This window comes from Amycolatopsis thailandensis (assembly GCF_042723255.1).
In the GTDB taxonomy this organism is placed as follows: Bacteria; Actinomycetota; Actinomycetes; order Mycobacteriales; family Pseudonocardiaceae; genus Amycolatopsis; species Amycolatopsis thailandensis.
In genome coordinates, this window is sequence record NZ_JBHXJK010000254.1 from 1 (window position 1) to 4,946 (window position 4,946).

The 4,946-nt window shown below is 67.5% G+C and carries 4 protein-coding genes; 2 read left to right on the forward strand and 2 right to left on the reverse strand.

The window, feature by feature from the left end; genetic code table 11:
* Positions 1-266: 266 nt before the first annotated feature.
* On the reverse strand, positions 267-1,442 hold the full coding sequence (locus ACFWMR_RS42400) for an NAD(P)-dependent malic enzyme (protein WP_093932827.1): 1,176 nt from the start codon (positions 1,440-1,442) through the stop codon (positions 267-269).
* Positions 1,443-1,828: 386 nt separating this feature from the next.
* On the opposite strand from ACFWMR_RS42400, the gene ACFWMR_RS42405 reads away from it, so the two are divergent.
* Entirely contained in the window at positions 1,829-2,434 is a 606-nt protein-coding gene (locus ACFWMR_RS42405) for a dTDP-4-dehydrorhamnose 3,5-epimerase family protein (protein ID WP_378279525.1), read from the forward strand.
* Position 2,435: 1 nt separating this feature from the next.
* Here ACFWMR_RS42405 and ACFWMR_RS42410 read toward each other — a convergent pair whose 3' ends face one another.
* Positions 2,436-4,043 carry a GMC oxidoreductase gene (locus ACFWMR_RS42410; RefSeq protein WP_378382473.1) on the reverse strand — a complete coding sequence of 536 codons (1,608 nt, stop codon included), beginning with the start codon at positions 4,041-4,043 and terminating at the stop codon, positions 2,436-2,438.
* A 168-nt stretch (positions 4,044-4,211) separates the two neighbouring features.
* Between ACFWMR_RS42410 and ACFWMR_RS42415 the strand changes: the two genes are divergently transcribed.
* Positions 4,212-4,889: a hypothetical protein gene (locus ACFWMR_RS42415; protein ID WP_378382474.1), complete on the forward strand. Its 678-nt coding sequence runs from the start codon at positions 4,212-4,214 to the stop codon at positions 4,887-4,889.
* Positions 4,890-4,946 lie beyond the last annotated feature (57 nt).

A 4,946-nucleotide genomic window follows, 5' to 3' on the forward strand; every position in this document is an offset into this window, starting at 1 on the left:
GGCCTTCACGGACTCGGCACCTGACGTGACAGGAAGATGAGGTTGCGAAAGCCACTTTCGCAACGTTGAAGGTTGCGAAAGTGGCTTTCACAACGCCTTCAGGTTCTGCTTCGGCCTACCGCACCGGGTGAAGCACCCTTCCCTCGCTTCGGACGGAGAGACTCGGCCGAGGCGTACAACCCCCACACGCTATGAAAGGTCCTTTCCTTGCAAATTTTGCAAGGAAAGGACCTTTCATAGCGCTTGAGCGAGCGTGAAAGGAACCGTCAGACGACGCCGTCCGCCTCGGCGGCCTTCGCGACCGCGGCGGCCACCTCGGGCGCGACCCGCGGGTCCAGCGGGCTGGGGACGATGCGGTCCGGCCCCAGGTCGTCCTGCGCGACCGCGAAGATCGCTTCGGCCGCGGCCAGCTTCATGTTCTCCGTGATCGCCCGCGCGCCGGAGTCCAGCGCGCCGCGGAAGACGCCGGGGAACGCCAGCACGTTGTTGATCTGGTTCGGGAAGTCGCTGCGCCCGGTCGCGACGATCTTGGCGTACTGAGCCGCCACGCCCGGGTGAACCTCCGGGTCCGGGTTCGACAGCGCGAACACGATCGCGTCATCGGCCATCCCGGCCAGCAGGGACTCGTCGATGGTCGCCCCCGACAGGCCGAGGAAGACGTCGGCGCCCTTGAGCGCTTCACCGAGGCCGCCGCGCAGACCGGCCGTGTTGGTGGTCTCGGCGAGCTTCCGCTTGATCGGGTTCAGCCCGTCGCGCCCGGAGTGGATGATGCCGCGCGAGTCGAGCACGGTGACGTCCGCGACGCCGGCGTTCTGCAGGATCCTGGCGCAGGCCACACCCGCCGCGCCCGCTCCCGAGACGACCACGCGCTGGCCGGAGATGTCCTTGCCGAGGACCTGGTTCGCCCCGCGCAGCGCGGCCAGCGTGACGATCGCCGTGCCGTGCTGGTCGTCGTGCATGACCGGGCAGTCGAGGGCCTCCTTGAGGCGGTCCTCCAGCTCGAAGCAGCGCGGCGCCGAGATGTCCTCCAGGTTCACCGCGCCGAACGACGGGCGCAGCCGGACGAGGGTCTCGATGATCTCGTCGACGTCGGTGGTGTCGAGCACCAGCGGGATGGAGTCGAGCCCGCCGAAGGTCTTGAACAGGACCGACTTGCCCTCCATGACCGGCAGCGAGGCACTCGCGCCGATGTCACCGAGGCCGAGCACCGCCGTACCGTCGCTGACCACCACGACCAGCCTGTCCGCCCACGTGTACCGCTTCGCCTTGGCCGCGTCCTCGGCGATCGCCCGGCTCACCTTCGCCACCCCAGGCGTGTACGCGACCGAGAGGTCACGGGGCGAGGAGATCGGGCGCGTCGCGGCCACGGAGAGCTTGCCGCCCTCGTGTCCTTCGAAGATCTCGGTGTCGGTCACTGGCGTGGTCATCGTGGTTCCCGTCATTGCTTCCGCCGTGTCTAAGGACGGCGAAGTCTCGATTCGAGCGAAGGTCATGTGATTCTCCTGGGACTGCGAGCGGGGGAACTGGCCGGTGAGCAGGCCAAACTGGGCGTGGCCCGGCCACCTGGGGTAACTCGTCCTCCGACACGGCAGCCCAGCGCGGTAGCGCCGGCCTGTCGGCGAAGCGTCCAATCGGCCATCGATGCCGTGGGTGTGGCGACGGCCGCGGACGCAGCGGTCAGATCATTGTGACAGGCATGCGGACCAGTGTGCCCCTCTGGTGCGGTTCATGTCACAAACGCGCCCGGATATCCGCAGCTCAGGAGAGGTTTCGCAAGACGTCCGTCCGGTTTGGGAACACCGCTTCGGCCCTGGTTAGCATGAGAGGTATGCAAGCCAGGCGCCTCAGCATCCCCGACTGTTTCGAGTTCACCCCGCGCGTTTTCCCCGATCACCGAGGCCTGTTCGTGGCGCCGTTTCAGGAAGAGGCCTTCGTCGAAGCGGTCGGGCACCGGCTTCGCCTGGCGCAGACCAACACCAGCGTTTCCCGGCGCGGCTCCATCCGCGGCGTGCATTTCGCGGACACCCCGCCCGGGCAGGCGAAATACGTGTACTGCCCGAGCGGTTCGCTGCTGGACGTGATCGTCGACATCCGGGTCGGCTCGCCCACTTTCGGCGAATGGACGTCCGTGCTGCTCGACAGCGCCGAATACAAGGCGGTCTACATCGCCGAGGGCCTCGGCCACGCTTTCATGGCGCTCGAAGACAACACGGTCATGGCCTATCTCTGCTCCGAGCCGTACAACCCGGCCGCCGAACACGGCGTCAACCCGCTTGACGCCGATCTCGCGCTGCCGTGGCCGCAGGACATCGAACCCGCGGTGTCCGAAAAGGACACTGAGGCGCCTTACCTGAAAGAGGCCTTGGAGCAGGGATTGCTGCCGCGGTACGACGAATGCGTCGAGTACTACGAGAAGTTGCGGGCCGCGGGCTGAATCAGCGCGACACGTCCTCGGCCAGCACTCGTTCCACGTTCCGCTCGGCCAGCGCGGTGATCGTCACGAACGGGTTCACCCCGGTACTGCCCGGGATCAGCGAACCGTCGGTCACGTAGAGGTTCCGGTAGCCCTTCACCCGGCCGTATTGATCGGTGGCCTTGCCCAGCACCAGCCCGCCCAGCGGGTGATAGGTGAACCGGTTCTCGAACGACCTTGTGTCCCCGAACAGGTCACTCCGGTAGATCGTGCGATTCGCCCGGTTGACCTTGTCGAACAACGACTTCGCCGCGTCGATCGACGGCTGTCCCTGCGAAGCGCGCCACTGGAGCCGCGCGGAGTCGGTCGCGGCGTCGTAGGTGAAGTGGCCGCGTTCGGGGTTCTTCGTGATCGCCAGGTACAGGCTCAGCCACGTCTCGATCCCGGCGGGCACCGGCGCGACCTCGGCGAAGACCGGGTTCACCGGGTCGTCCCACGCGTCGATGCCGAGCGCGGGCATCCCCGATTGCAGTGATCCGCAGAGATCCCACGCGTGGTTGGCGCGGCCCAGCATCACGTTGCCGTTGGTGCCCCAGCCGCGGCCGACCTCGTCGCCGAGTTCGGGCAGCGTCCCGGTTTCCCTTGCCCGCACGAGCAGTTCCGTCGAACCGAGGCTGCCGGCGCCGAGGAACAGGTACTTCGCGCCGAGCTGTTTCCTCGCCACGACCGAGCCGTCCTCGGCGGTTTCGTGCACGGTGAGGACGTAGGTGCCGTCGGTCTGGCGGGTGATCCCGCGGACTTCGTGCAGCGTCTTGATGGTCACGTTCCCGGTGCCCAGCGCGGCCGCGAGGTAGCTCTTGTCGAGGGAACGCTTGCCGTGGTTGTTGCCGTAGATGACCTCGGACGCGAGCGCCGACCGCGGCGCCGTGCCCGCCTCTTCCCGCTCCATGTGGTCGAAGTCGTAGACGCTGGGCACGAAAACGGTCTTGAGTCCCGCCCGCCCCGCCGCCTTCCGGGAAACCCGCGCGTAGCGGTAGGAGCGACAGCTCTCGAACCACTCCGGGTCGATGTCGTTCACACCGAGCGCCTGGTTGGCCCGGGGGAAGTACTTCCCGTACATCTCGTCGGCGTCGACGTCCGGCAGGATCTCCTCGAAGTACGACCGCCTCGGCGTCACGGCCATCGCGCCGTTGACCAGGGAACCGCCGCCGACGCCCCGGCCGACGTAGACGGACATGTCGCCGTGGTTCACCCTGTCGAGGACTCCGGGGTACCGCTTGATGTCCCGGTTGGCCACGTCCAGCCAGAGGAACGACGCGAGCGGCGCCTGCGTGCGGTTCTTGAACCACGCGGCGCGCCGGTCCGGGCGGAGCATGTCGCAGAAAACCTTGCCGTCGGGGCCGGGGTCGGTCCACAGCCTGCCCATTTCGAGCATGACGGTGGGAATCCCGGCCTCACCGAGGCGGAGCGCGGTGACCGCGGCGCCGTAACCGGTGCCGACGACCACCGCCGTCGAGAAGCCCGGGGCCGGTTCTTCGGCCCGCGCGGTGGAAATCGTGGTGAGCCCGAGAGCGGCGGCGGAGTTGAGCGCGGTGAACCCGAGGAACTTGCGGCGCGACAGTGGGGACATGGGCCGATGATCGCCCGCCGTTCGAGCCACCTTCAAGACCGAATCCGAAATGGATTCGCGTCAGCTGGGTAAACACCGTTTAGTTTCACTCGAACGTGGCAATCTCCGGGCCCCCTTGGGGGTCTTCCCCGATGTGCCCCAAACCGGCACAGACCACTCTTTCGAGTCATGAGACGCCTTCTCGCAGCGGCCGCGGCCGCGCTCTCCGCCGCCGCCCTCGTCGCCCTCCCCGGCCACGCCTCCGCGGCGTCGTCCCCCGTGCCCGAGTTCGACTTCTCCGCCTGCCCCGCCCCGCCCGCCAACGCCGACCCCGGCACCTGGCGTTGCGAAGCCTTTGTCTCCCAAGGAGTCCTGACCATCGGCGACCGCGAGATCCAGCTCGGCGAGATGCGGCTGACGTTCTCCGAGGGCGAGGTCGACGGGAAATTCGCGCAGGTGTTCGGCGAACTGCGGCACACCCCCGCCCCGGTCCGCGGTGCTTTCGGCGCGACCATGCAGCTGAAGTACGGCGGCTACTCGGACTTCCTGTCGAACGACGAACGCCGCGGGGAACTGGACCTCTACGCCGTTCTGCGACACCCCCTGCTGCCCAAGGAATGCACTGTCGGCACGCTCGACGCGCCACTCCACTCGGTGGTCAAGGACGATCCCGCGGTGCCCTTCGAGGTGATCTCGCAGAACCCGAAGACGGTGAAGTTCGGCGTCGTCGACACACAGCTCGCCCTGCCGCGCACGACCGGCTGCGGACCGCTGTCGCCAGTGGCCGACCACCTGCTCGGACTGCCGTCGGCGAGCGGGAAGAACACCTTCAAGCAGCTGACCTACGTGCAGTTCAAGCCCCTCTGACCCTCGCGTTTCGTCCTCTGGATGCGGTAGTTGCACGCGCAAGGACCGCATCCAGAG